Source organism: Aquiflexum sp. (assembly GCF_977115555.1).
Genome location: NZ_CDSBKL010000014.1, coordinates 1 through 25,145 on the forward strand (window position 1 = coordinate 1; position 25,145 = coordinate 25,145).

18 protein-coding genes are annotated in these 25,145 nt (G+C 40.4%); 7 read left to right on the top strand and 11 right to left on the bottom strand.

Annotation, left to right across the window (positions count from 1 at the left end; all coding sequences use genetic code 11):
- Positions 1 to 60: 60 nt before the first annotated feature.
- Positions 61 to 2,598: a M14 family zinc carboxypeptidase gene (locus tag ACZFYI_RS01825; protein ID WP_462522415.1), complete on the bottom strand. Its 2,538-nt coding sequence runs from the start codon at positions 2,596 to 2,598 to the stop codon at positions 61 to 63.
- 173 nt (positions 2,599 to 2,771) lie between these two features.
- On the opposite strand from ACZFYI_RS01825, the gene ACZFYI_RS01830 reads away from it, so the two are divergent.
- Positions 2,772 to 3,530, top strand: a complete 759-nt coding sequence (locus ACZFYI_RS01830) for a 3-keto-disaccharide hydrolase (RefSeq protein ID WP_462522416.1) — start codon at positions 2,772 to 2,774, stop codon at positions 3,528 to 3,530.
- A 181-nt stretch (positions 3,531 to 3,711) separates the two neighbouring features.
- Here the strand turns inward: ACZFYI_RS01830 and ACZFYI_RS01835 are convergent, their stop codons facing one another.
- From ACZFYI_RS01835 to ACZFYI_RS01850, 4 genes are all read right to left on the bottom strand, one after another.
- Complete coding sequence (locus ACZFYI_RS01835; protein ID WP_462522417.1) at positions 3,712 to 4,386, bottom strand: LytR/AlgR family response regulator transcription factor; 675 nt, start codon at positions 4,384 to 4,386, stop codon at positions 3,712 to 3,714.
- 1 nt (position 4,387) lies between these two features.
- A complete protein-coding gene (locus tag ACZFYI_RS01840) occupies positions 4,388 to 5,803 on the bottom strand; it encodes a sensor histidine kinase (RefSeq protein ID WP_462522418.1) in 1,416 nt (471 codons plus the stop codon).
- A gap of 413 nt (positions 5,804 to 6,216) precedes the next feature.
- The gene (locus tag ACZFYI_RS01845) at positions 6,217 to 7,431 is read right to left on the bottom strand and encodes an Nramp family divalent metal transporter (protein WP_462522419.1); all 1,215 of its coding nucleotides are present in this window, start codon (positions 7,429 to 7,431) and stop codon (positions 6,217 to 6,219) included.
- The gene (locus ACZFYI_RS01850; RefSeq protein WP_462522420.1) at positions 7,428 to 8,519 is read right to left on the bottom strand and encodes a DUF2891 domain-containing protein; all 1,092 of its coding nucleotides are present in this window, start codon (positions 8,517 to 8,519) and stop codon (positions 7,428 to 7,430) included. Before ACZFYI_RS01850 ends, ACZFYI_RS01845 begins: the two co-directional genes overlap by 4 nt.
- Positions 8,520 to 8,650: 131 nt before the next feature.
- Between ACZFYI_RS01850 and ACZFYI_RS01855 the strand changes: the two genes are divergently transcribed.
- The 5 genes from ACZFYI_RS01855 (at position 8,651) to ACZFYI_RS01875 (ending at position 14,513) form a co-directional block, all read left to right on the top strand.
- Positions 8,651 to 9,664: an alpha/beta fold hydrolase gene (locus ACZFYI_RS01855; RefSeq protein ID WP_462522421.1), complete on the top strand. Its 1,014-nt coding sequence runs from the start codon at positions 8,651 to 8,653 to the stop codon at positions 9,662 to 9,664.
- Positions 9,660 to 10,904 (top strand): DNA recombination protein RmuC, encoded by a 1,245-nt coding sequence (locus tag ACZFYI_RS01860; RefSeq protein WP_462522432.1) that lies wholly within the window; start codon positions 9,660 to 9,662, stop codon positions 10,902 to 10,904. Before ACZFYI_RS01855 ends, ACZFYI_RS01860 begins: the two co-directional genes overlap by 5 nt.
- 47 nt (positions 10,905 to 10,951) lie before the next feature.
- A complete protein-coding gene (locus ACZFYI_RS01865; RefSeq protein WP_462522422.1) occupies positions 10,952 to 11,611 on the top strand; it encodes a tetratricopeptide repeat protein in 660 nt (219 codons plus the stop codon).
- Positions 11,612 to 11,713: 102 nt separating this feature from the next.
- Positions 11,714 to 13,060 carry a Trk system potassium transporter TrkA gene (gene trkA / locus ACZFYI_RS01870; RefSeq protein WP_462522423.1) on the top strand — a complete coding sequence of 449 codons (1,347 nt, stop codon included), beginning with the start codon at positions 11,714 to 11,716 and terminating at the stop codon, positions 13,058 to 13,060.
- Position 13,061: 1 nt separating this feature from the next.
- Complete coding sequence (locus tag ACZFYI_RS01875; RefSeq protein WP_462522424.1) at positions 13,062 to 14,513, top strand: TrkH family potassium uptake protein; 1,452 nt, start codon at positions 13,062 to 13,064, stop codon at positions 14,511 to 14,513.
- Here ACZFYI_RS01875 and ACZFYI_RS01880 read toward each other — a convergent pair.
- The 3 genes from ACZFYI_RS01880 to ACZFYI_RS01890 form a co-directional block, all read right to left on the bottom strand.
- Complete coding sequence (locus ACZFYI_RS01880; RefSeq protein ID WP_462522425.1) at positions 14,510 to 16,420, bottom strand: tetratricopeptide repeat-containing sensor histidine kinase; 1,911 nt, start codon at positions 16,418 to 16,420, stop codon at positions 14,510 to 14,512. The genes ACZFYI_RS01875 and ACZFYI_RS01880 overlap by 4 nt on opposite strands.
- Positions 16,421 to 16,598: 178 nt before the next feature.
- Positions 16,599 to 19,052, bottom strand: coding sequence for a ligase-associated DNA damage response DEXH box helicase (locus tag ACZFYI_RS01885; RefSeq protein WP_462522426.1), 2,454 nt, complete (start codon positions 19,050 to 19,052; stop codon positions 16,599 to 16,601).
- The gene (locus tag ACZFYI_RS01890; protein WP_462522427.1) at positions 19,042 to 20,634 is read right to left on the bottom strand and encodes an ATP-dependent DNA ligase; all 1,593 of its coding nucleotides are present in this window, start codon (positions 20,632 to 20,634) and stop codon (positions 19,042 to 19,044) included. The genes ACZFYI_RS01885 and ACZFYI_RS01890 overlap by 11 nt, the downstream gene beginning before the upstream one ends.
- A gap of 138 nt (positions 20,635 to 20,772) precedes the next feature.
- Here ACZFYI_RS01890 and ACZFYI_RS01895 point away from each other — a divergent pair, with 138 nt between their 5' ends.
- The gene (locus tag ACZFYI_RS01895; protein ID WP_462522428.1) at positions 20,773 to 21,288 is read left to right on the top strand and encodes a hypothetical protein; all 516 of its coding nucleotides are present in this window, start codon (positions 20,773 to 20,775) and stop codon (positions 21,286 to 21,288) included.
- Between the two features lie 39 nt (positions 21,289 to 21,327).
- On the opposite strand, the gene ACZFYI_RS01900 is transcribed toward ACZFYI_RS01895, so the two are convergent.
- The 3 genes from ACZFYI_RS01900 to ACZFYI_RS01910 form a co-directional block, all read right to left on the bottom strand.
- Positions 21,328 to 21,750 carry a hypothetical protein gene (locus tag ACZFYI_RS01900; RefSeq protein WP_462522429.1) on the bottom strand — a complete coding sequence of 141 codons (423 nt, stop codon included), beginning with the start codon at positions 21,748 to 21,750 and terminating at the stop codon, positions 21,328 to 21,330.
- A gap of 69 nt (positions 21,751 to 21,819) precedes the next feature.
- On the bottom strand, positions 21,820 to 22,413 hold the full coding sequence (locus ACZFYI_RS01905; protein WP_462522430.1) for a hypothetical protein: 594 nt from the start codon (positions 22,411 to 22,413) through the stop codon (positions 21,820 to 21,822).
- A 26-nt stretch (positions 22,414 to 22,439) separates the two neighbouring features.
- The gene (locus tag ACZFYI_RS01910; RefSeq protein ID WP_462522431.1) at positions 22,440 to 24,746 is read right to left on the bottom strand and encodes a TonB-dependent receptor; all 2,307 of its coding nucleotides are present in this window, start codon (positions 24,744 to 24,746) and stop codon (positions 22,440 to 22,442) included.
- Positions 24,747 to 25,145: the final 399 nt, after the last annotated feature.

The window sequence follows — 25,145 nt, forward strand, 5'->3', positions numbered from 1 at the left end:
ACTGATTACCAATAAAATAGCCTTTTGTGTTTCTTTGTTTCTTTTGTGGTTCAAAAACAATTAAATCTTATCCCCGAAAAAGACCGCATTGAAGAAGAGCTTGTTTGTTCCAAACCAAGTTCCTCTGAAATTTGGGTTGTCGATAAAGTGGATAACCCTTCCCTGACCGACAGGCGAAACTAAGAGACTTGCGCTCTGCTTGATTTTTTCAAGGTTTGCAGGAGAAACATACCCACCAAGTAATGGATTGGCAGTATACCTTACCGGTGTTTGGGATTTGTTTTTAGAAGGCTTGAAGAAAAGGGTAGAATTTCTGTAGACAGGAATTTCACTATTGTGGTACCCAAAACCCAAAGGGTGTGTGGTATCCAATTTTCCCATGTAGATGCTTCCGCCGATTTCTTGGGCTCCAGAAAGATTCCTAGAATCTGCAAATGGAACGGATTCAGGACCTTTTGCAGGTTCGGAAGTAACAAATTCCTCCTGAATGATTTCTTTACTTTGGAGCCATTGGCTGGCAGTTCGCATAGAAATGATTGTACCTCCTCTTGAAAGCCAATCCTTCAAATGGGCTATCTGAGGTGCTGAAAGGCTTGAATAATTCCCTGAAGGCATAATCAAAGTGGTATAGTCAAACAGATTTACCCTTCCAAACAATCCCAAATCCACTTTGCTGATAGGCATTCCTACTTTGGTGTCCATCAGGTGCCATATTTCACCGGCTTCATATTGGGAAGTTCCCTGCCCGACAAGCATCAGGACTTTTGGTTTTGTAATGGCAGAAATACTTCCACTGCCCAAGTCAATCCCTTTTAGACTAAATCCCGTTGTGCTGGCAAATACATTTTGACCTGCTGCCTCAGCTGCGTCCTTTAAGGCATTTCTCAGTGCATCAGGAGCAAGCTTTTGGAACCCGGTTGGAATGACCAATGATCCTGAAGGAAATTCTTTTGCTCCCTGATCTGTATTCGATGTAAATGCCTGTGAAGTGACTTCTACATGAACACCTGCGGCTTGGATATGGTGAAGGAATTTTGGGGCAAAATAATCCGACCAATCCACCAAATAGGCGACATATTTACCTTCAGATGGGAAAGTCAAAGTTTGACTTGGCAACTCACTCACTTCTTTTCCGGTAGCGACTGTTTGGCTGGCGTAAGGCATGCCATAGGCCAATGCCATGGTCCAAGAAGAAGCATCGTAAAAAACTGAATCGGAAAAGGTGGTAACCTTTTCAAACATGGTCCTGACCATTCTGTATTGCGGTTGGGAAGTAGGAACGATCCAAGATTTCCCTTTCTTAAATGACTTTCCTTCTGAGTTTATATCTTTATCATTTTCAAGTACTTTAATCTTATGATCCAATAATAACTTTAAGAAAAGTCTGTTTTTGGATTCATCTGATTCATCCCCAAAAATATACCCCTTTGCTCTATCTTTTCCAGCTTCAGTCAGTGCAGTTTGGAAATATTCGCGCAGGTATTTGTGCATGTATTCCCTTTCCTTGACTCCGGCTTCCATTGTGGCGATCGAGGATTTGAGTTGGTTTCTTATCGTAAATTTAAAAGTGATATCTCCCCGCTGAGAGCTTTGGATATGTCCCCTGGAACTCGCCTGTTCAAAAACCAATCCCAATCCACCCTGAATATCCGGATAGGTAGATCCATATCCCGGATAGGAGTTGTCAAAAACTTCCTTGGTCCAATACAAACTTCCGATATCATCCAATGCTTTTGCAAAATAAGCCGCAAACTTATTATTGATTTCCTCATAGTTTTTTCTTGGGATAACCGGATTTTCACTTCCAAAAGGTTTGGTAGGCTCAAAGAAATAGGTGGCATTGGTTCCCATTTCATGGAAATCACCTACTACGTTTGGATACCAAGTATGGTACCAAGCGATTTTGTTTTGTAATTCCACCTGCGCCAAAGGCAACCAATCTCTGTTGAGGTCAAACCAATAGTGGTTGACGCGTCCGGAAGGCCAAATTTCATTGTGTTCTCTGTCCAAAGGATCTGCAACCGGAGGAGAACCTTTGTGCATGTTTGCCCAATTGGAATGTCTGTCTCTACCGTCCGGGTTGATAGCCGGGTCAATCATGACTACGGCATTTTCTCTGATTTCTTTGGCAAGGTCACTTTGAGAAGCCAATAGCCAATAAGCTGACAAAATGGAAGCTTCTCCACCAGAAGGTTCGTTACCATGGACGCTGTATGCGAGGTTGATGATGGCAGGCATATTGCTCACATCAGGCATAGGCAGGGCAGGATTTACCAATTTGAGATGGTTTGTCCGTATGGTTTCCAGGTTGGAAATGTTTTCCTTGTTGCTGATGACAAGAACTACCAATGGTCTGAGCTGATTGGTATAACCGATAGTAACCAATTCGGCCATATCAGATTTGTCAGCCAACATCTGAAAATATCCTACCAGTCTGTCGTATCTCGTATGCCATTCTCCGACGTGGTATCCGAGATAGGAGTAGGGACTTGGGATGTCATCGGAGAAGGTTTCTCCGGGAAAATAATATTCCTTTTGGGCTTTTGCAGAATATATTTGGAGCAAGAGCAAAGTTATCAGTAGTAGTTTCTTTTGCATAAGATTAAATTTGGAGGAAATTACCTGTAAGGTATGACATGCAAAACCAAAAATCCATCAACGGCTTTTGAAAGCTTGCGAATTGATTTAATTTGGAAGTTGAAAGTAGAAGTCTTGTCAGATCATACTGTGATCCTTAAAAGTTCAAAAACAATAAATAAACCAAAAAACCTATGAAAAAGCTTTTTCAAGCCTCTTTGACAATGATTGCCTTGTTGGCCGCGATGCCGCTGTTTGCACAACAAAAAGACATCAAGCTTCCACCGGAAGGCACAGAATTTTGGGAACCTGTTCCTAGAAAAGTAACCCCAGCGACGCAAATGGGCCAAGCTCCCTCTGATGCCATCATCATTTTTGATGGAAAAAATCTTGACAATTTCGTCAGTTCCAAAGATGGCAGCGCTCCACAATGGAAAGTTGAAAACGGGGCATTCACAGTTGTACCAAGGACAGGAGCTATCAAAACCAAGCAGGGTTTTGGTGACATGCAGCTTCACATCGAATGGTCTGCACCCACAGTCATCAAAGGCGAAGGTCAGGGTAGAGGAAACTCAGGGATTTTCCTGATGTCTTTGTATGAATTGCAGGTTTTGGATTCTTACGAAAGCCGAACTTACTCCAACGGTCAGGCAGGAAGTATCTATAAGCAGCATCCTCCTTTGGTCAATGCGATGAAAGCTCCGGGAGAATGGAACAGTTATGATGTGATTTTTACTGCCCCGAAGTTCAATGCTGATGGCATGTTGGTTACACCTGCCAGAGTCACAGTGCTTCACAATGGGATTTTAGTACAAAACAATGTAGAAATCAAAGGGCCTACAGAATATATCGGAATTCCTAATTACAAAGCCCATGCAACGGAAATGCCGCTAGAACTCCAGGATCATGGTGATTTGGTAAGCTACAGGAATATTTGGGTGAGGAAGTTGTAAAAAATGACGGTTGGCGGATGACCGATGAAAATCTAAAGTATCCTTATCATTCATTATAAACCATTGTTTCAAAAAAAGACGGAAGGCAGAAAAAGGAAAATTCCTTTCTTTTTTCTTCCGTCTTTTTTGATTCAAATTAGCACTTCCAAACATCCTTACTTCCCACTTCCCAACTTCCCCGCTACTTCAACCTATCCATCAATCCTTCCTGATAGCTGACGCTGATCGGGACGAGTTTGTCGCCCACAGTCAATTGGTGCCTCTCAATTTTTTGAACGTGTTGGATATTGACCAAAAAGGAACGGTGGGATTTGACAAAATTGGAGGGTAGGATTTTCTCGACTTCTGAAAGGGTCATTCTACTGAGGATTTTTTCTTTTGGAAGCTGAAAATTCACGTAGTTTCCATTGGCTTCACAAAAAAGCAACTCGTCGAAATTGACCTTAATTTGCTCATATCCTGTTTTGACAAAAATGGTCCCGGCAGCAGTTCCCTTTTTCAGTTCATGCCATTCCTGTGCTTTTTGGCAAGCTTTTAAAAATCTCCCGAGATTGAATGGTTTGAGCAGGTAATCCTTCGCATCCAATTCAAAACTCATCACGGCATGTTCCGAATAAGCGGTGGTGAAAATAACCATCGTTTCCTTAGGTATCAAAGTGGCAAGTTCCATCCCGGAAATATCCGGCATTTTGATATCAAGGAAAATCAAGTCCACCTCTTCGCTTCTAATATATTCCAAGGCAAGGATAGCATCTGTGAATACCTTGCGCAAATCCAAAAATGGCACTTTGGCCGCATGGGCTTTGATTACCTCGAGGGCCATCGGTTCATCATCTATGGCTATTGCATGGAGCATATCAGGAGCGTTGTATGGTTAAATGTACAAAATATTCGACTTCGTTTTCTCTGATGACAAGTTCATGCTTTCCCGGATAAAGGAGTTGGAGACGTTGTTTGACATTGTCTAAGCCAATTCCGTTTGACTTGGATTCAGGGTCATCTTCATTGCTTCGGTGGATACTGTTATTGACATCCAGATAGATAGTATTATCAGAACAACGTAGGCTGATCTTCACCCAGGATTTTTTCTGGAAACTGATTCCATGTTTAAAGGCATTTTCCACAAAGGGTATAAGCAACATCGGTGCGATTTCCCCTGTACAGTTTTCATGATTGTGCCTGAAGTCAATCTCAACATTGTCATGAGACTTGATGCGGAGAACCTGCAAATCCACATAATTGATCAGGTATTCCTTTTCTTTTGATAGAGGAATTTTGTCCAAATTGTTTTCATGAAGCATAAAGCGCATCATGTCTCCAAGCTTTTGGATCCCTTCGGATGTCCTTTCGGCATTTTCCTGCAAGGCTGTGCCGTAAAGGGTATTAAGGATATTGAAAAGGAAATGGGGATTGATTTGCATCCTGAGTAGGGAGAGCTTGGCTGAACCTTCGTCCACCCGGTAACTCAGTGTATGTATCTGTCCTAAAAGGTGGTCGTATTTTTTGAAAAGCAGGTTAGAAAAAGGTATCAGTAAGCCGGCAACAAATATCACCACTGCCAATCCTAAGACCAAGATGCCTACATTATGGTACTCAACCGCCAGTATGAAAAAGAAAAGCCCCAATGCCAAAATCAACAAGACAAGCAGGGAATTTGCAAGCTTGTTCCGTTCTTTCTTTCTGTTTCGGTAAATGAAGAAGTAATTGTAAAGTACAATTCCAAGCATGACGGGGATCGCGATGGTGTAGGTTAGTGGGATCCAGTTTTCTATGATATCCTGCAATCCAAACAAAAACAACATCGCAAAAGCAAAAATCGTCACCATTCTTACAATGTTGTAGGGCTGGAAATCCTTCGTTTCTGCAGCAGGGAAAATCTGTTCAATCACGTCACACAGCAAAATGTATCCAATATATAGACCCACCGAACTGAAATAATAGGGGGCTGCAAAGTTTTGGGCAAGTTCACCCATCATTGAAAATCCGCCCACAAAAATAAAAGACATCAAAAGGATGAGGAAGGAATAAATGTAGTAGGTGGATTTTCGTTTTCTGGTTTCCTTGCTTGGGATCAAGATCTGATGATGCAGGAAAAAGGAAAGGAAAAGTATCACTGGTATTAGGATTTTAGCAAAATACCTAGCTAATTCCGACCCATCAGGTTCAAAATAGTAGAAGTTGGTCTGGAAAATATTGGCTAAAATAATGGTGACAAACAATACTGTCATCACCCACCATTCTATTTGCCTAAAAGGAAGTGGTTTTTCTTTCATTGGGATTTGAATTTAATGATTTAAGGTTGGCTTTGTTTTTACTGGAGTTTAGAAATCTCAGTTTTCGGCATATCTTTTTGATTTTCTTTTTCCTTTTTTTCTTTTCCAAAAAGCCAGATATTATACAGGATGGCAATTATCAGTAAAAAGAAATAAGGCGTCTTGGATTTCATGGTATAGGCTCGTCGATTCTTTGACAAGGATAAGCCCGATTCTAAACTGACACAAAAAAATGTGATGAAGCGGTTTGAATTTGGGGTGGAAGAGTAGTTTGCAGTCCCAGTTTTCAGTTAGAAGTGGTTTGTCGCAGTTTTCAGTTGGCAGTCTCAGTTAAGTTGGCAGTGTCATTATACAGTTTGAATTTCCCAATTTTTCAATCTTCCAATCTTCCAATTCCTTAACTTTCCAATTTTTCAACCTCCTAGGACCTTCCAAACACTCATTCCTCCAAGCAATAAAGTGATCAACCAGATTGCGAAAGCGACCACGTTCATCCAAAGTCGGTTGGTATGGACTCCCATTACTGATTTTTTATTGACCAACCAAAGAATGTAGCCACTCAACAAAGGGAGTAAAACGCCATTTGTCAGTTGTGCAAAAAGGATCAACTGAATAGGTTTGATCCCAAAAGAGGAGAAAACCAGTCCCAAACCCAAAATACCGATTATGCTGATTCGCATTGGAAACCCTTTGAGGTCAGTGGATAAGCCAAAACTTCCTGCCACCACCAAAGAACCGGCCAAAGGCGCTGTGATCGCAGAGGTGATTCCTGCAGCAAACAATCCAAATGCCATAAAGTACTTGGCCATTTTTCCCATCAAAGGCTCCAAACCTATGGCCAAATCAACTGCTGAGTTTACTTGGGTAGCGGCTCCGGCTTTGGCAGTAATGATGATGGCCATAGATACCAATCCTCCCAAAATAACAGCAATCAAGGTATCTACCCGGATGTATTTGAGGTCTTGGATGGATTTCCATCTTTGGGATACAAGTGAAGAATGTAAAAACAGGTTGTATGGAACCACCGTCGTCCCGATCAATGCGACAATGGTAAAGATATTCTCAGGATTCACCTTGGGATTAAATCCTGACAGCAAAGCCAAAATATCCGGCTTAGAAAAGATTGCAGTTCCCAAAAAGGCAATGCTCATCAAAATCACCAGACCTGTGAGGTAATTGCTGATGGACTTATAACTGCCAGTCAGCAATAATGTGAGCGCCAGTGACCCTAGCACAAGGTTCATTATATTGATTTTCAATTGGCCTATGCTGAAAATCCTTGAATCCAAAAACAGTTCCGCACCCAAAGCTCCGCCGCTGATATTTCCTGCTTCATAAGCAGCGTTTCCCAAAACGACCGCAGTCATTATTAAAAAGATGGAAAAGTACCGAAGGATTCCTTTTTGAAGGGTTTTAGAAATAACTGAAGCCAAACCCTGTTGTGTGACTAAGCCGATCCTTGCAGCCATTTCCTGAAGAACGATTGTGGCGATGACAGAGAGGGCCATAGCCCAAAGTAGGTCAAAACCAAAATTGACACCTGCAAGTGTGCAAACCGTAACCGTCCCCGGTCCTATAAATGCGGCTGCGACAATTGGCCCCGGACCGATATATTTTCTCCAACTCATGGTGCTTGCTGCAAAGCATATACAGCGAAACTGCCCAACCAATGCGTTCCTTCATAATTGTCATCCACTATTGATGGCAGGGAATAATTGATATGGTCATTGGCCACCTTCATCAGGTGTGCGTATTCATTTGGATATTCTTTGATCAATCCATACAAAACCCAAGCCCTGCTGAAGTTAAGCCCATCGAGATGCACCAACTTGCCATCAGTTCGGTCACTTACTTTTCCCGGTTCCAAAGCAAAATCAACACTTGCCAATTGGGGCAAAAACTGTTTGACCCAGAGCTGAAATTCTTCCTTGCTCATCACTTTTCTCATGATATCCAGTTCCTGGAAACAGGGAGACAAAAAGTCAAAACCGCTTGGTTCATACATCAGCGGGCAATTTTCATCTTTTGAAAACCAGTCCAATGCCCTTGATTTGATCAGTTCCTGTAGTCCTGCGTGATCCATTGTTTTGGCATAATCATACGCCAAGGACAATCCAAAAGCTATATTGGTATGCTCGCCGACTCGGATGGGATAGATGAGTTTGGGCAAAAACTCGAGATACTTTTCCACCATCAAATCAGTCATTGGTTGAAGGTTTCTTTCCAATTCCCTTGCCAAAGGATCATCCCAAAGGTGGATTTCCTCCGCCAATTTCAAAATCCAAGCCCATCCATAAGTCCTTTCAAAACCTTTGTCAAATAAACCTTCGAAATAGGCCACTTCAACGGCAATATTTTCTTCGCTGATATTTTCCAACAGTTTCCTTCTGATTTCTTCGGCATCTTCCAGGTCAGGAAACTGCCTCATCAGACTCACCAACATCCAGTGTCCATGCGCACTTGAATGCCAGTCAAAACAGCCATAGAAGGTGGGATGAAGTGCTTTCGGCCCTTTCAGTTCAGACTCATTGCCCAATGTCTGGTTGAGTTTATTAGGGTACTCGACCTGCAGGCAGTGGAGAGGAAGTTTTACTAGCCTGTTTGCTTCAGCTTCTGTCAGTTGTATGGATGCGGGTATTTTTTCTTTTTCTGTTTTTGGCTGGCAAGAAAAAGAAAAGGCCGCAAGAAAAAGGAATAAGTATAAATGTCTCTTCATGGTGATGGTTTTGGATTTTGAATATAAGGGATAAAGGTGATTTTTTCAGGCAGGCTCTTTTATTTGGCTAAAGGGAGTTATAAATAGCTTGATTATTGATATTTTGCTCCTGATTATTCAGTCACAAATTCATGAAAAAATTTATTCTCAAGCTTCTGAAGGTTCTTTTAAGCCTTGTTTTGATTGTGATTTTGGGTTTATTGGCCTGCTATAGAGGAGATATTTCTTCCGAAGAACTGATAGGGAAATACAGCGATGAAAATTCATTTTTCCTTAAGGTGGATGGGATAAATGTCCATGTGAAAGTCAGAGGAGAGGGTGAGCCGATATTTTTGATCCATGGGAGTTTTTCTTCCTTACATACTTGGGAGGATTGGGAAAATGAGTTGAGTCCATATTTTATGACCATTTCCATGGACCTGCCGGGACATGGTCTTTCCGGTCCTGATATCCAAAAAAGATACGGGATTGAGGATTATTCCAAACTGGTTTTTGGTATTGCTGATCATTTAGGTTTGGATGAGTTTCATGTGGCAGGAAACAGCATGGGCGGTGGGGTGGCGCTTAAAATGGCTTCTGACCAACCTGAGAGGATTTTGACTTTAAACCTGATTGACTCTTCTGGTGCAAGGCAAAAGACAAAAACCGATACCACTCAAAGTAAATCCTACAATTCTGGAGCTTGGATTTTTAAAGTGGCCCAAAACCCAGTTTTCAACAAGCTTTTGCTCAAATGCACTCCCAAATTTGTGTTTGGCCTTAACCTGAAGCAGGTTTTTTACGACAATTCAAAAATCACTGATGAAATGCTGACTAGGTATTACGAATTATTGAGAAGAGAGGGAAACAGACAGGCTACTTTGGATAGGCTGACTACGAGAAAACCTTATGAAGTGGATTTTGAAAAATTGACCATGCCCGTGCTGATCATGTGGGGAAAGCACGATGCATGGATTCCGATCAGCAATGGAGAAAGTTTGGCAGAATCCATTCCCGGATCTAAGCTCAAGGTTTTTGAAAATGCGGGTCATGTACCTATGGAAGAAATACCGACGGAAACTGTCTCGGAATATCTTGCTTTTTTGGGGATTCAGGTGGAAAGAGATTACTTTTCCACCCCCAAATTCTTAAGCTATGTCCATTGATGCCGTTTTGATTTCCCTTTCAATACTTCAGTTTGTCCTGATCATTTTTTTAATCATCAAGTTTCAAACCATACAATCAGAAAAGGACTCCAATCACACGTCTTTGAACCAATTCAAGCAAGAGTTTGCGCAGCAAATGGCTGCCAACAGGACAGAAATCCAAAATGGTTTGCTGAAGCAGTTTGGATTGGTGTTTGATTCACTACGGGCCAATTCTAAAGAACAATCTGAGGTTTTGAAGGATTTTGGGACGATTTTCAGAGAAAATGTCAAAGAATTCAATGAGCTTCAAAAAGAAAAATTCCAAGACCTGATTTTCAGGCAAGAAAGGATGCTGGCATCCACAGAAGAGCGGTTGGATAAGATGCGTGAAACTGTGGATGAAAAACTGCAGAAAACTTTGGAAACTAGGTTGGGACAATCCTTTGAATTGGTGACCAATCAGCTTTTGGCAGTACAGAAAGGACTAGGAGAAATGCAGAACCTTGCGACAGGAGTTGGGGACCTGAAGAGGGTATTGAGCAATGTGAAGAGCAGGGGAGTGTTGGGAGAATACCAATTGCATGGGATTTTGGAAAATATCCTTTCTCCCGAGCAGTATGCCAGTAATGTTTCAGTCAAAAAGGGCAACTCCGAGCGGGTGGAATTTGCAATAAAAATGCCGGGCAGCAAAGAAGATGGGCCCGTTTATCTTCCGATCGACGCCAAGTTTCCACAAGAAACTTTCTATCGACTTCAGGATGCGTATGATATCGGTGACAAATTACAGATAGATCTGGCGAGGGCAGAGCTTTTCAAAGCCATCAGGAAAGCCGCTCAGGATATTAGCCAAAAGTATCTTCACCCACCCTTTACCACGGATTTTGCCATGCTTTTTCTTCCCATGGAAAGTCTGTATGCAGAGGTTCTTCGTGAACCCAACCTGGCCCAATCCCTTCAAAAAGATTTCAAAATCATCATTACAGGACCGACGACTTTGGCTGCGATGCTAAACAGCCTTCAGATGGGATTCCGGACTTTGGCGATACAGGAAAGAAGCAGTGAGGTATGGAAGGTTTTGGGTGCAGTGAAATCAGAATTTTCAAAATTCGGAGATCTCATTAGTAAAGCCCAAAAGAAGATTTTTGAAGCGCATACCGATTTGGATGAATTGGTGGGAACGAGGACTCGGGTAATCCAGAGAAAACTGAAAGATGTCGAAGTAATGACTGAAGAGGAGGGAAGAAAACTGTTGGAATGATTTGTTAACTAACCTTACTTTTCTATTTTTGGGCAAACCGGTACTTTATGAAAATCCATTCCTTTATCGTTTTTCTATTTTTTACCCAGATTTCATTTGCTCAGAGGATATTTGATTTAGATCCTGAAGTAAGGGAGAATTCAATTGAAATCAACAACACAGCTGTGGACATGATTTCTAAGGGAAATTATGAAAGTGCTGCACGGATTTTGGAAACGGTGATCAAGGAAGATCCGTCTTTTCATGCTGCTTATTTGAATTTTTATAGAGCAGGGGGGCAGGTTGAATCTAAGAAAGAAAAAGTAATCCAAACCTTGAGAGAGGGACTTTTGATTTTTGAAGAAGATGATGAGATGGCTTATTACCTTGGGAATATCCTTCAAAAAGAAAACCGATTGGATGAAGCCATACAAGCTTATTCAGATGCCATCAAGTTCAGTAAAATTAATGGTGAGGAATTTGAATTGGTCTGGGCCTACCACTTCAATCGTGGCAACTGCTTTCTCAAATCCAACCAATATTCCAAAGCGATTCCTGATTATGACTATGCACTGAAACTCAGCCCTTCCAATGCTGATGTGTTGACCAACAGGGGTTTTTGTCATTATAAGGTTAAGAACAATGATATGGCATGTGCAGACTGGAAAGAAGCAAAAAGACTGGGAAACGCACAAACAGAAAGGTATCTGCAATCTTTTTGTAAATAAAAAAAACTGTTTCTTATTGCGCATAGTTTCAAAACATCCTACCTTTTGCCGGATTTGTACAGGTTAAGCTTTTACACCCCTTACTATTATTGATTTTATCAAATGGGAATGAACATTGTCATTGCAGGTGCTGGAGATATGGGTTACCATCTAGCTCAGCAGCTTAGCTACGAAAACAAGGATATTACTTTAATAGATGTTGACAAAGATGCTTTGGACAATGCTGCTTCGCACCTTGATGTCTTGACTATTATGGGAGATGCGACTTCACTCGAAGTCCTGAACAATGCCAACCTGAAAGATACCCATATGTTTATGGCAGTAACCACCTCGGAAAAAACCAATATCGTGGCGGCTACTTTGGCAAAACAATTGGGTGCAAAGAGAGTGATCGCCAGGGTCCGAAACCATGATTATCTTGAACCTGAGCATGAAATATACTTTAAAAACATAGGGATCGACAACATTATTTCTCCCACCATGCTTTGCAGCGGTGAAATATACCGGATGATCAAAAACTCAACTTTTACAGAAGTATTTGAATTTGAAGGTGGAAAACTCAACATTGTCGGGATTTCTTTGGACCAATATAGTCCACTATTCAACAAAAGGATATCAGATATGAAGGATATTCCTCTTTTTGGGGATATCAGGATAGTGGCTATAGTAAGAGATCAGATGACGATCATTCCACGGGGAAATACCATCATCAGGAATAACGACCACGTATTTTTCATTTCCAATAAAAAAGCAGTAGAATCCATCATCGAACTTCTTGGGGAGAAAAAAATCAGCATCAAAAACATCATGATCATTGGTGGAGATGATATGGCTTATACCACCGCACTGAAGCTAGAAGATGAATTCCGAGTTACTTTGGTACATAGGGACAAGGAAAGATGTAAGTGGCTTTCTGAAAGACTTAATAACACCCTGATTATCAATGGAGATTATAGGAATATTGAATTATTGATAGAAGAAGGATTGGAGGAAATGGAGGCATTTATATCCTTGACAGAGTCTTCTGAAACCAATATCATTACCTCCCTGAGTGCCAAAAACCACGGAGTTTATAAGACAATCGCACACGTAGATACAAGAGAGTATGTGCACATTTCGCACAGTATCGGCGTTGATTCACTGATCAACAAAAAACTCGTTGCCGCCAATCAAATTACAAGGTATTTGAAAAAGGGTAAAGTAGAGTCTGTGTCAGGAATATACGGTGTGGATGCCGAAATTATACAATATGTAATTACCAAAGGAAATAGGTTAACCAAGAAACCACTCAAGGAACTTCATTTTCCTGATACAGCTATTGTAGCAGGTGTAATCCGAGGTGAAGAAGTTTTTATTCCTGATGGAGATTTTATTCTTCAAGTAGAGGACAAGACCATTGTGCTAGCCTTACCTGCCGCCAAAGCAACTTTAGAGAAACTTTTCCATTGATATGATTCACTACAAAGCCATTGGTAAAGTAATGGGAGCGTTGTTGATGCTTTTGTCTTTATTGATGTTTCCCGGTCTTGGATTTTCATTTTACTTTGAAAGTGGTGATCATTTCCCTTTGTTTTTTTCTGCGCTTTCATCGCTGCTTATTGGTGCAGTTATGTTCTTTTCATTTGCGAAGCAAGACAAAAATATTAGAAAAAGAGAAGGCTACCTTATTGTGACCTTGAGTTGGGTTTTCATGTCTATTTTTGGCATGCTTCCTTACATATTGAGCGGAACTACACATACATTCAGCGATGCTTTATTCGAAACTGTATCAGGACTCACTACAACGGGAGCGAGTATTTTGACAGATATAGAGACAGTACCTCAGGGAATTCTATTTTGGAGAAGTATGTCTCAGTGGGTAGGAGGGCTTGGTATCATTGTTTTGACTGTCGCTATATTTCCCCTTTTGGGAATTGGCGGTATTGAATTGTTTGTGGCTGAATCTCCCGGACCAACCTCAGATAAACTTCATCCTAGAATTCAGGAGACAGCCAAAAGGCTTTGGCTGATATATGTAGGGCTGACGGTTACCCTTGGGGGGTTATATTATTTTGGAGGAATGACGTTCTTTGATGCGGTTAATCACGCATTGACTACTATGGCAACAGGTGGATTTTCTACAAAAAATGCAAGTATGGCATTTTATGATTCTGCCTTTATCCAATATTCTGCTATCGTTTTCATGTTTTTGGCCGGAACCAACTTTACAGTAATTTACTTTGGCCTGACGGGTAAATTTGATAGGGTGTGGCGTTCTGATGAATTTAGGGCCTATGCTTCTGCTATTATTGTGCTTGCCTTTTTTTTGACTGTCCCCGTATATTTTTATTCAGGTCAAGAATTGGAAAAAGCATTTCGTGATACACTCTTTCAGATTGTTTCCCTGATTACTACCACAGGATTTGTAACAGCTGATTATACTTCCTATAATGATGGACTTACTTTAATTTTCTTCATGCTGTTATTCTTAGGAGCATCAGCCGGATCTACAGCTGGAGGAATCAAATTTGTAAGGCATTTGACTTTCTTTAAAAACAGTTGGCTTGAGTTCAAGAGAATCGTGCATCCTAGGGCAGTTGTTCCGTTAAAAATAAACGGGGATAGGGTTACGGGAAAAATAATTACCCATATCATGAACTTCCTGTTGATTTACCTAATGATATTTGTGATTGGATCAGTGGTTATTTCACTGATGGGATATGATATCCTGACCTCATTTGGTGCAGTGGCAACTTGTCTTGGAAATATTGGTCCTGGAATTGGCAAAGTGGGTCCTGTAGATAATTTTGCCTTTTTTAACCCTTATGCAAAAATTTTCCTCAGCTTTTTGATGCTTTTGGGAAGACTTGAACTCTTTACAATTCTTGTCTTATTTACTCCGTATTTCTGGAGGGCAAATTAAGATTTTGGAAGAGTAAAGCAAAAAGTAGATCCGGAACCAATTTGGCTTTTTGCCCATATTTCGCCCCTGTTTTTCTTGACCAATTCTTTGGAAAGTAATAAACCAAGCCCTGTACCTTTTTCTTGATGGGTACCGGCGGTACTGTAGAAATCATTGCCAAATAGCTTACTTAAACCTGCTTCTGTCATGCCTATACCTTGATCTGAAACTGATATGGTATAAAAACTATCCTCTTCCTCTAAGGCTACTGTGATTTTGTCATTGGAATTGGTAAACTTCAAGGCATTGGTGAGGAGATTGCGGAATACGATCTCAAGCATCGTTCTGTCGGCCTCAATTTCAATTGATTTTGGAATGTAATTTTCCAATATCTGACCTTTGTAAAACCCTGACCCATTGAGGAAATTAACGTTTTGTTCAACCAGTTTATAAAGATTGAATTTTGAAAATTGGGTATTCATTCCTTTCATCTGACTTCTTGACCAGATCAACAAATTTTCCAGCAACATGGAATTATTACCCAGATTTTGGGAGAGGACGGGTAAATAGGATTCAAACTCCTCTTGACTCAGGTTGTCTTCATTCATCAACCTCACCATTCCCCAAAGAGAATCCAAGGGAGCTTTCAAATCATGGGCTAGAATAGAAAATATTTTATCTTTTTCAATATTGAGGCGATTCAGTTCAGCCGCCTGACGTTCTATCTGTTCCCGTTTTTCTTTAAGTTTTTTGATATTGTAAACCTCTTTCTTATAAGACCTGTAATAAATCGAAAGCGCAACAAAAAGGGAGAATGCCAGCAACACTAAAGCAAAAGTAATGTACATTTTGAACTTTTGATTGGATTGCATCAGTTCGTTTTCTCTGCTCAATGCCGCTATTTCATCTTTCTGTTTTTTGATGGTCAGACCTGCAAGGTAATTTTTTATCCTTTCAGCACTTAAAATCTCTTTTTCTTGATCCAAAAGGCTGAGATATTTTTTTGATTCAGCTGTATCTCCCAGGTCAAAATACAATTGATACATCATCTCATAAATCGCAATGATCGATTCTGAATTAGGTCTTTCTGCATGCAAGACTTTGGCCTCTTCAGCCAACTTAATAGCATGGGAAACATTACCGGTTGCAAGCTTTAGTTCTATAAGTTTCTCCAGAGCATGAATGGCCCTAATTTTATCATGGATAAGGCCATAATGGTAAAGATTCATGATATCTTCTTCTACGGATGCAAATTCATTCATCGACATCAAAAGAACAGATCTATTGAATTTTGAGACAAGCAGCTGCCTTTCATTCCCTTCTTCCTGACGGATATCAATGGCTTTATTGATTACTTCGAGCGCTTCTTTGTTTTTGCCCAAAGCCCCTAATACAGGGCTCATTCCATTATAATTATATGCGAGTCCTTCTTTGTCTCCTACTTTCAAAAATTGTAATTCGGCGGCTTTATAGTATTCCAAGGATTCTTCATAGAAGTCTCTGTAAAAATAAATCTGCCCTATGTTGTTCAGAGAGTGACCTATCTGAACCGGATTGTTGTTTTTTTCACTGATTTGTAAGGCCTCCTCGTATAGTTTAAGAGCCTCTTCCTGCAAGTTCATGTTTCGGAAATACACACCCAATCTATTCAAATTCTGAGCCTCCAAATCGTGGTCTTGAAGTTTGTTCGCTAGTCTGATCGCCTCGGGATAATATTTTTGAGCTGAATCAGAATAGTGGATTACCTTGACCAATTCCGAAAGCAGGTCAAGTTTTTTCCTTTCAGATGCTGCATTTTGAAAAAGGTTAAGTAGGCTGTCTGCCTTGGTGTGGTATTCTTCATAATAATTGCCAAATGAAAAACCTGGAATTGTTAAAAAAATAAAAAGAAATAAACATAATTTGAAAATGTGGCTAAATTTTAACATATAATAATTTCTATTTTTAATATAAAAATCATTCGAAAATAGCCTTATTACTTATGATTACAAAATATTTTGTTAAGTAAATGACAGAAAAAAAATGCCATATAATTAATCAACTATCAACTCTTTATTTTTGCTTTCAAAATGAAAATTTGTTAAAGGATCAAATTCTGAAAGTTGCTTATTCTATCATTTGTGCCTTCATTTTCGCAATTCTATCTTCCAAGGATTCTGAGGAAAGTGTCGCTCTAAACCATCGATCCACCATTATTGGAAATGAAAATGGGGTGAATTGACCAGGTGTCTTTAAAATTATTTCATGGGAATTGATTCTTCGGACAGCTTCAAGGACATTGTCCTTTTCCATCTGCATGTCCATGACTTCACGATGCGCCTGATTAAGCAAAAGGTTATCCGGATCATAATCCTCAAATACACCATACAAAATTCCTGAATTCGATTGAAGGTGCTTAAATTTTATCGGCTTTCCAGGGAATCCTTGAAAGACAAGTCCCGAAATGGTAGCTATATCCCTGAATTTCCTTTTAGCCATTTCACTTTCATTGATGCAGGCTTTGATATCCTCTGCCAGATTAATCTCAGAAAAAACATCTTCTTCCAAAATATCCTCTATCGGGATCGGCATATCCGGGAGCAGCTCAAAACCATAATCATTCATAGCAATGCTAAAACTCATGGGATAACTTACGCTGATCCTGTAGGCAACCAATGCACCGAGTATTTCATGTACCATCCTTCCTTCAAAGGGAAAAATGAAAATATGGTAACCTTCCTTTGATATGATTTTCTCTATCAAAAGCGTCTTTTTATCCGGCACTAGTGAAATCCTGTTTTGCAAATCCAAGAGGGGTGCGACATAAGCGATTTCCTGCGAATCAAAGATTCCATGGATGGATTTTTCCAGAATTTCCCTGATTTTTAAAGCGAGTTTGGAGGAGAGAGAAATCCTTCCTCCCATGTAGGAAGGTGTGTTTGAGCTTTTTTTGGTAGAAAGCTGCACAATAGCACTCAGGTCTTTGATGGCGACAAATTCAAGGTTTCTTCCTGCGAAGAAAAATCGGTCTCCGGATTTGAGTTTGGAAAAGAAGAATTCCTCAATCATACCCAAGAAGGTACCGTTTTTGAACCGTACTTTGAGCATGGGTTCACTCACTATGGTACCCATAGACAGTCGGTGAACCATAGCCGCTCTTTTGTTTTTGATCTGGTATTTCCCTGTTTCGTCTTTTTCTACTTTTGCAAATTCTTCATATCCCCGCAATGATTCCCCTCCCTGCGTGATGAATGACAATGTCCATCGGTATTCTTCCTCAGTGAGGTTTTGAAAAGAATAGGTGTTTTTTAGTATAGGAAACAATTCTTTTTCAAAGAAACCATCTCCAACTGCAAGGGTAACCAAAAACTGGATCAGCACATCAAAGGTCATCGTAGGACAATGGATGCTTTCAGACTCATTGTTTTCCATGGCGCTTCTCAGGGCAGCCGCCTCGACCAACTCCAGTGAATGGGTAGGAACAAAATAGATTTGGCTAGGTAAACCAGGTTGATGACCGGAACGTCCCGCCCTTTGGATAAACCTGGCCACACCCTTCGGACTTCCGACTTGAATCACGGCATCCACCGGACGGAAATCCACTCCAAGATCCAGACTTGAGGTGCAAACTACGAGCTTGAGCTTTCCAAAATGCAAGGATTCTTCCACCCATGTCCTGACAGTTTGATCCAAAGATCCATGGTGGATCGCTGCCCATCCCGCCCAATCAGGTCTTTTCTCCATGATTTGGTGATACCATATTTCTGTTTGGGCGCGGGTATTGGTAAAAAGCAGGATGGAATTGTGCTTTTCTATAACTGGTATGACTTTGTCTATCAGCCTGATGCCTAAATGCCCGGACCAAGGATATTTCTCCAGTTCATCGGGATAGATGGTTTGGAGAATAATATCTTTCTCAATATTTGCTTTGACGATATGAACGGGATGTCTTTCTCCTAGAAGGATCTGACAGGCTTCTTCCAGATTGCCGATAGTGGCCGAAATGCCCCAAAGTCGGATTTCCTGTGGACATTGATACCTAATGTAAGCAAGGGCCAATTGGACCTGAACACCTCTTTTATTTCCCATGAGTTCGTGCCATTCATCGATGACAATTGCCTGCATGAATTGAAATAAATCCCTGTTTCCTTTTTGTGCCAATAAGATATGAAGCGTCTCAGGGGTCGTAATCAGAACTTCCGGTGGGTTCTTTTTTTGGGAAAGCCGTTCTTTATTATCTGTATCGCCATTCCTGACAGCTACTTTCCATGGAAGACCAATCGTTTCACAAACTTCCTGCATGGCTTTTTGGATGTCTTGAGCCAATGCCCTCAAAGGCGTAATCCAAATCAGCTGTATCCCGTTTTTTCTTGGTTTCTGCCAATCTTCAGGATGGTTGCGGATGTATTCCAAAATCACAGGAAAGAACAACGCAAAAGTCTTCCCGCTTCCGGTTGGGGCATTGAGCAATCCGGATTTTCCTTCCATGAAATCCTGCCAGGTTTCCACCTGAAACTCAAAAGGAGCCCATCCTTTTTTGTCAAAATACTGAAATGCAACCGAAAGGAGATTACCTGCCATAAACTGAAAGTAGTGATTTTAGATCGTCTAAAGTATTTGCTTCTTCGATTGGTTTGTCTTTCCTCCACCTTTGGATTCTTGGAAACCGCAAGGCAATTCCTGATTTGTGTCTTGGGCTTTCCTGTATTCCCTCAAATGCGATTTCGAAAACCATGCCCGGTTTTACCGTTCGCACTGGACCGAATTTTTCAAGGGTATTTTGTTTTACATATTTATCCACTTCCCTGATTTCAGCATCACTGAGTCCCGAATAAGCTTTGGCAAAAGGAATGAGTATATCACCATCCCATACCGCCAAAGTATAATCCGTATAAAGGTCCGCACGCCTCCCGTGTCCTTTTTGGGCGTAAAGCAATACACCGTCTATGGTAAGTGGTTCTATTTTCCATTTCCACCAAGAGCCTTTTTTCCGCCCTGTTTCATAGACTGATCCGGCTTTTTTTAACATAAAACCTTCTGCCATCCTGATTCTGGATTGGGACTGAAGCATGGTAAGATGATCCCAATCATTGGCTTGGACCAAAGGAGAAATTTCCAGTCTGCTGTTTTTGATTTCTTTGACAAGTTTTTCCAAAACAATTCTCCGATCCTCTAGTGGAGTTTGCCTGAAATCTTCTCCCGAATATTCCAAAATATCATAGGCAATAAAACTGATTGGGGCTTCTTGCAGGATTTTTTTGCTAAGGGTTTTTCTTCCGATTCTGGTTTGAAGTAAAGAAAAGGGTAGGGGCATCCCTTCTGAAAATGCGATTATCTCTCCATCTAAAACGGTTCCTGAGGGAAATTCCAAAGCCATTGCTTCCAGTTCAGGGAATTTTTCGGTAACCAATTCTTCCCCTCTGGACCAGATAAAGACCTGACCTTCTCTATGAATGACCTGACCCCTGATACCATCCCATTTCCATTCGATCTGCCAATCTGATAATTCTCCAAATGTGGACAAATCTTTTTCCAGGGGATAGGCAAGGAAAAAAGGATAAGGTCTAGAAAGGTCATCACGTTGATTTTTTGACAAAATCAAATCCTCAAAGAAAACCCTTTGAGGATTCCAGTCTCCCATAATCCGGTGGGCCACTTCTGTTTTTTCAAGCCCAAAGGCTTCTGCTATGGCTTGTGTAACGAGATTTTGGCTGACACCAACCCTGAATCCACCCGTCATCAATTTGATAAAAATGAAACGTTCCTCCTTGGTCATCATTTGCCAAGCCTGAATGATTTTCTCTTTTTTGATTTCTTCCGGCAGATTTTCCAAATCCATCAAATACCGGATCCAATAACTCAAAGAAAAATCCTGATTTAGGTCAGCCATCGGCAATAGCAAAGAAATCGTCTCTGCCAGATCCCCAACAGTCTGGTAGGATTCCTCAAATAACCAATCGGGGATTCCGGACCATTCACAGCACCATGCTCTCAAAAGCCTTGTATTTACCTGACGCTTTGGCCTGCGATGGGTAAAAAGCGCGATCGTCCAAAGCTTGTCCTCATCTTGGGTAGATAAAAAATATTCCCTTAGCGCCTCGAGTTTATCAGAGGTTTTGTTACTTTGGTCAAGGCGCATAAACAGACCTGCAAAATGTCTCATGGAATGGAATTTCTTTTCAGTTCAAACTTTCTATAATGTGACATGGTTCACATCTATAAAAAACATAAAATTGTATCTTTACCCATATGTTGAACTTAAAGCCAAATTCAGCGTAATTACCATAAAAACCATACTGTAATGAAAAAGTTGGCAATAATATTTCTTTCGGCACTGATGATGTTTTCATGTGAACAAGAGAAGGAATCCATTTACACAACCAATGAATTAACATACAACCTTTACCAAGGTTCCGACTTCAATTATACAGGTAAAGTTCAGATAAAAGAATTGCTAAACGGTGACTTGGAATTGACTGTGGAACTTAGCGGATCCAAAGACAATGATCCATATTACTTTCCTGCACATTTACATTTCGGTTCTTATGAAAGTAAGGATTCTCCCATTGCCTACCAACTTGACCCTGTTGATATCAAAACATTGAAAAGCAAAACAATCCTCGGTCAGCTTTCTGATGGAACTAAATTGAAATTTGGGGATTTAAAAAGTTTTGATGGACATATAAAAATTCACCTTGCAGATTCCGGACCTGATTATCAGGTAATTTTGTCGGTCGGAAATATAGGTTCTAATGACAACAGCCCTCAGGCTTTCAAAAGGGAAGAAATGTCAGTCTGTTCTCCTTATCTCAACTAAATAAAAAAGGTCATCTTGCGATGACCTTTTTTATTTAGGTTAATTTCCTTCCATGACTTCAGGGAGTGTCATTCTTTTAAATTGTTCATGTAGCTGGGCTATTTCCGCATGCATGACTTTTTGGTAATCAAGGTGTTCGGAATCTTTAAAAGGCTTCATCGGATTATGGATGTGATAGTCACGGTGATGCTCATCATCATGCGAATGTTCATGACCCGGAACTTCAATGATATCCTTGTCCCAAGTTTTAAGTTCCTCTTTCAAAGTACTGTAATCGATGCCAGAATCTTTTAGCTGCTTTTCGAACCCCGTGATCTCTTCTCTCAGATCTAGGGATTTTTGGAGGTAAGCATTTGCTTCTTCATAGATTTTAGGATCTCCTTCAATTTCTTTTTTCCCGGAACAGGAAACAGCCAAGGAAATAACAAAACCAAATAAAACAAAGTGGAATAAATTTTTCATATCGTTGAAATTTTATGCCAATATAATTAAAAAGGTGACTTTTTTGAAAAGCCACCTCTTTTGAATTTTTTAATTCAACACCACAGGAAAGGTGATGTCAAGGTCTGTTTCACCACCTGCTTGTACAAAATTTTCCCAGTTGGGATTGTTTGCTCCATTGAAACTCTTATTAAGGTCATGTCTCAAAACTACCCTCATCTGCGCTGAATTAAACCCAATGGTTTGCACTATTCCTATCAGTCCGACAGGGTTGCCATCAAGATCCTCATCATCATAGGTATAGGTCAGAATTGCAGTCCCCGTAAAGGCTGAACCCAAAAAAAAGAATTGGTGCTCTTCCTTCTCTGTCCGGATTTCTTCCGTGATATCCTCGTTTTCGATGCTGTTGAATAAGGAAATTTCCATCCGATAAGTTTTTCCCCTACTAAGAGTTATTGTACCAATAGTTGGTCCTATGCCCAGCTCCAAGCCATCAGGGTCTGAGGCTACTACTTCAATCGGAGTTCCTGTTGGTTCTCCTGCAGGATTAAGCTCTGTGAATTTGAGTGTTACATCTGTAATTAGCTCTCCTTCATTTTCAGGAACTGGGTCGTCACTTTTACAGGATGAAAAGGTCAATCCGAAAGCTGCCAAAAGAACAATAAAATAGCTGTAGTTTTTCATGATTTGATAGTTATTATTGAAATGGATTAAAATTCATAATTGAGTTTGACCATTACATTCCTTCCCAATTCATGGGAAAAATACCTGAAACGGTTCATGTAATCTTTGTAAGTTTCGTTAAACAGGTTTGTAACCTGCAATCCAATGTTTAATTTATTATCCCCAAATTGAATACCGGTTTGGATCCCAAGATTCCAAAGCATATATGCCGGTGGGGCGGGAGCAAGGTCAAAATCCGGTTCCCGGGTTTGTTGTGCAACGGCAAGATTACTAAATGATATTTTGGATTTGTTTTTGGAAATACCTGAAAGGAATTGGTAGCTCAATCCTGTTTCTATCCTATCAGCTGGGATAAAAGGTAAGAATGAGTCCTCTGTTGTGTTTTTTGCCCTCACAATAGATCCTCTTGTGAATAGCTCCCATTGGGAAGAAACAGTCCAAATCGCACTCAGGTCTGTTCCCATAAAAAAGGCATCGGTCTGCAGGTATTCAAAAACATTGAAAGTACCCCTCAGGGAAATAAAACGGTCTTCGGTGGGATTGAGGTAGATATAATTATTGATCCTGTTGGTATAACCTGTCAATTCGATATTGAATCGGCTGCCCGAATAATTAAGAGTATTCATCCATTTGAAGGATTGCTCACTTACAAAATTTGGGTTGCCTATTTCAATCGCTGCCAATCCGTGATGTAGTCCCTGACTAAACTGCTCATTGATGCTAGGAGGTCTCCAAGCAGTTCCGAGATTGGTATTGAACGTCAGGTTGCGGGAGATTGGATAAATGGCTCCTATAAATGCAGAGAAGTTATTAAAATTAAATTTTTCTTCCTGAAGAACTCCACCCCGGTTTACCCTTGCGGCCGCTACGTTCCTATAATCATACCTCAATCCACCTTCAATTTCTAATGGACCACTTGTGAATTTTTCAATTGCAAAAAAGCCAACGTTGAGCATGTCATAATTTGGAATCAGTGGTACCACGCCAGTACCCGGAATATTTGAATTTGCCTGCTGGATGATTTGGGTGCCTACCGATCCATTCCATTTTTTTCTTGTTTGGTGGTCATAACTGAGATCTAGGGTATTGGTAAACAGTACCAAATCCAAAGAAGGTCGGTCATTCAGTTCTCCACGTCTTCTGTCAAATTCCTGTCTGTGGTTTCTCTGAAAGGCATATTGCAGATTCAGTTTCGCTCCATTTGATAAGTGGTAATGGCCTTTCATCTTTAAAAGTTGATGGTCAACATCTTGTTTGGGATTTTGGATATCAAAGGAAAAGTCAGGGTCTCGAAATGGTCTGCCATTTTCGATGATACTTTCCAAATCAGAGAGATTGCCCGTATGCGAATCGGTCAAAATACCGATTCTGGTCTGAAAATGACTGAAGTAAACTTCTGAACCTAACCTAGAATTACTGAATCCAATTGCACCGGAAAAATTCAGTTCCCTGACACCGGTATTGTCTAGTATGTAATCCGGGGTTTGAAGGTTTCCGGCTATTTTTGAGGAAGTTTGAACCCAATAGCCTAAGCCTTTGATTTTCTCAGAACCTCCTAATAAGCCCACAGATCCGTTGATACCCCTTCCGTTTGAAAATCCTATCAGGTCTATTTGACCGGTTTGGCCTCCTTTGACCGGAAGAGGGGCAGGATTTACCAAAACCACACCACCCATTGCATTCGGTCCAAACCTGACAGTTTCCGCACCTTTGACCACAGAAATTTCCTTTGCAATAAATGGATCAATTTCAGGAGCATGATCAGCCCCCCATTGTTGGCCTTCCAATCTCACCCCATTGTTCAAGATCAAAATCCTGTTACTGTGAAGACCGTGTATGACAGGTTTTTGAATACTCGATCCGGAAGAAAATGAAGTGACTCCGGGAATTCTTCTCAAGGTTTCACCGAGGGTTTGACCTCTGGAAATCCTGAGGTCCTCTCCATATATGCCTGAAACCGAATTGGTAGTCAGCAGTGCATCCTCATGTCCGTGGATCTCTACACCTTCCAATTGAACCTCTTCCGCTGACATTCTGATGGTAAGGTTCATATTAGAAATGAGGGTGATTTTTTCGATATACTCTTTATGTCCCAGGTATTGGACACGGAGGGTTTGCTCGCCGGGACAAATTTTTTGAATCCTGAAATTTCCTAGAGCATCCGTGACAGCACCTGTTTCAGCCTCAATTAACCATACATATGCACCCTCTATTGGTTCATTGTTTTCTTCATGAACCACTTTTCCCCGGAGTACTAGCATACATGCTTCTTGACCAAAAGCATTGACAGCCAATAATAAAATTGAAAGGAAAAGGGTGATAAACTTGAACATAAATGAAACTATGTTGCAAAAATAAGTAAAGGCAATCTTTCGACCTAGTTTTAATGCAACTTTGTTTCAAATTTATATTTATAAAAAAATATTTCAGATCTTAAGTGGACTAAAATTAACAATTCAAATTATTGATTTTTACATTTTAGTAGCATTATAAAAAAATTATTTTGATAACAATTTAAAATATTTGAATTCATTACAAATAGCACAACATGGTTTCATTTTATTTTCTCTACAAATTAAATTAATTACCATATCCTAAACTTCAAAATCCAGAAAATTTAAATACCGTAATTGATGAATTTGATTGTAATTCCAATGCAAACTTCTTGATGGTGCAACAATTTTGTTTTCATTATTATCTCCAATTATTTTCATCTTTCCAAATCCATACCT